3 protein-coding genes are annotated in these 2,336 nt (G+C 47.9%); 1 reads left to right on the forward strand and 2 read right to left on the reverse strand.

Annotation, left to right across the window (positions count from 1 at the left end; genetic code table 11):
• Positions 1 to 326 (reverse strand): nicotinate-nucleotide diphosphorylase (locus tag VIM87_RS15130; protein WP_414649646.1); only part of this gene is annotated, 326 nt, incomplete at its 3' end.
• Positions 327 to 430: 104 nt separating this feature from the next.
• On the reverse strand, positions 431 to 961 hold the full coding sequence (locus VIM87_RS15135; RefSeq protein ID WP_331997802.1) for a DUF4783 domain-containing protein: 531 nt from the start codon (positions 959 to 961) through the stop codon (positions 431 to 433).
• A 325-nt stretch (positions 962 to 1,286) separates the two neighbouring features.
• On the opposite strand from VIM87_RS15135, the gene gpmI reads away from it, so the two are divergent.
• Positions 1,287 to 2,336: 2,3-bisphosphoglycerate-independent phosphoglycerate mutase (gpmI, locus tag VIM87_RS15140; protein WP_331997803.1), on the forward strand; the 1,050-nt coding region annotated here is incomplete at its 3' end.

The following is a 2,336-nucleotide window of genomic DNA, read 5'->3' on the forward strand; positions in this document are numbered from 1 at the left end:
CCGCTCATGCGCTGCATGCAGTTCAATACCAGGCGTTCGCCCATCAGCAGGGTATGTACGGCTGCTTCCACTTCAAAAGCGGTTTCGCCGGGCTGCATAGGGTCGCCATCCTTTTTATAGGGAGTAAAAACAGTGAACATATCCAGCTGGCGGAAAATAGCTTCCGCCACCTCCATACCGGCCAGCACGCCCTGTTCCTTTATTTTGAGCCTTGCCTTACCCTTGGCGGTAGGGGGTATACAGGCCATAGTGCTATGGTCCCCGTTGCCAATATCTTCAGCTAAAGCATTTCTTATCAGGTTATTCAACGCTGTCTCTTGTATCATACCGTCAGTATTTCCTGGTGTTTTGCGGCCCCAAAAATAAAGAGTGCCTCCGTAATTTGTACGGAGGCACCAAGGTTTTTCAAATTATATTAAGATGAATGGGGCTATTTACTCTCGAACCGCAGCTCATTCAACACTAATGAACTGCCCTTTTTCTGCAGAAAAAAGGAAGTTCTGAAGCTACCGCCTCCGGTAACCATATTGCCAATACCATAGCGGGAGCCGCCCCCGGCCTCGCCCTGGTGCAGCAGTTCAAAAGATTTTACCTGGTTCTTGGAAAAAAAGTCCTTTAAAATGATCTCTGCCTGCGCTTTACTGTAAGAAGTAGAGCGGCCGGCAATATTGATCTCTACGGTATTATCCAGGTAGCGGGAAAGGTTTCCTGCATCGCCCTGCTTAATAGCGGTTATCACATCTTCAAAAGGACCAGCTGCCTGGCCTTTTAACGGACGTGCGGATAAGGAGAACATGGTTACAATGCCTCCCAGTAAAAGTATGGCCAATACGTACATGAACCTGGTCCAGTGTAGTCTGGCCTTTTCAACGGGCGCCTGCCCGATCGTATATGTATCTGGTGACAGTAAAATGGAACCTCGCTGTACCCCTCCCTCTGTCTTTATCATGCTCGGTTTCATAAGAAAATGTTTCTGTTTATTTGCCATGCCGGATTCATGGTTATTTCAATAAGAATTATCGACAACCCCAGCTGTGCCAAAACTATGCCAGATTGCTAATGGGTTGTTAAAATACAATTATCGTTGTAGCATACAGTAACTAACCATTGCAAATATATTAATATATAACGTTTTAGTAAGATTTAACTGCATTTTTAATATGTTCTCTTTCCGGGAGAGAACGGCCGCATTTTAGTGAACGTTAATTTTGCAGAAAATATGCGGGGATTCAAGTCATTATGAGTACTTTCACCCCCTTGTTGGATAAAACCTAATTCAAAGAATCATGGAAAATAAAAAAGCCATTCTGGTTATTATGGATGGATGGGGCCTGGGGCAGGTACCCGCAGCAGATGCCATATCTCACGCAAAAACGCCTTTTGTAAGCAGCTTATATAATAAATACCCGCATAGCAGGCTTATAACCTGCGGGGAAGATGTAGGCCTGCCGGAAGGTCAAATGGGCAACTCGGAAGTAGGCCACCTGAACTTAGGCGCAGGCCGTATTGTATACCAGGAGCTGCAGCGCATTAACGTAGCCGCCCGCAATGGCGAGCTGGCGCAGAACAAAGTGCTGCTGGATACTATAAACTATGCCAAATCCAACAACAAGGCATTACACCTGATAGGCCTGGTGAGCGATGGCGGCGTGCACTCCCACATTAACCATATAAAAGCATTAACACAAATAGCCAAACAGCAGGGCCTTACCAATGTATTCGTGCATGCCTTTACCGATGGGCGGGATACGGATCCTAAGAGCGGCTTAGGTTTCCTGGAAGACCTGATGGTGCACCTGGCCAATACCACCGGGCAGCTGGCCTCCATTACCGGCCGCTATTACGCCATGGACCGCGATAAGCGCTGGGAGCGCGTAAAGCTGGCCTATGATGCTATGGTGCATGGTACCGGCACACCTACGCAGGACCCGCTGACAGCCGTAAAAGCATCTTATGCCGAAGGGGTGACCGATGAGTTTATTAAACCCATTATTGTTACCAATGCGCAATTAGCGCCCCTGGCCACTATACAGGAAGGGGATGCAGTGCTGTGCTTTAACTTCCGTACAGACCGTTGCCGCGAAATAACCCAGGTGCTGAGCCAGCAGGCCATTCCCGAGCAGGATATGCACCCGCTGCACCTGCACTACACCACCATGACGGAATACGATAAAACCTACAGAGGGGTGTATGTAATATTTGAGAACGATAACCTGAATATGACCCTGGGCGAGGTGCTGGAACAAAACAACCGCAGCCAGATCCGTATCGCAGAAACAGAGAAATATCCGCATGTGACCTTCTTCTTTTCCGGCGGACGGGAAAAAGAATTTAAC

Source organism: Chitinophaga sp. (assembly GCF_036569125.1).
GTDB lineage: Bacteria > Bacteroidota > Bacteroidia > Chitinophagales > Chitinophagaceae > Chitinophaga.

Bases quoted from the DNA above. Each gene is read 5' to 3' on its own strand.
- VIM87_RS15135 (WP_331997802.1), bottom strand. From the start codon at position 961: ATGAAACCGAGCATGATAAAGACAGAGGGAGGGGTACAGCGAGGTTCC.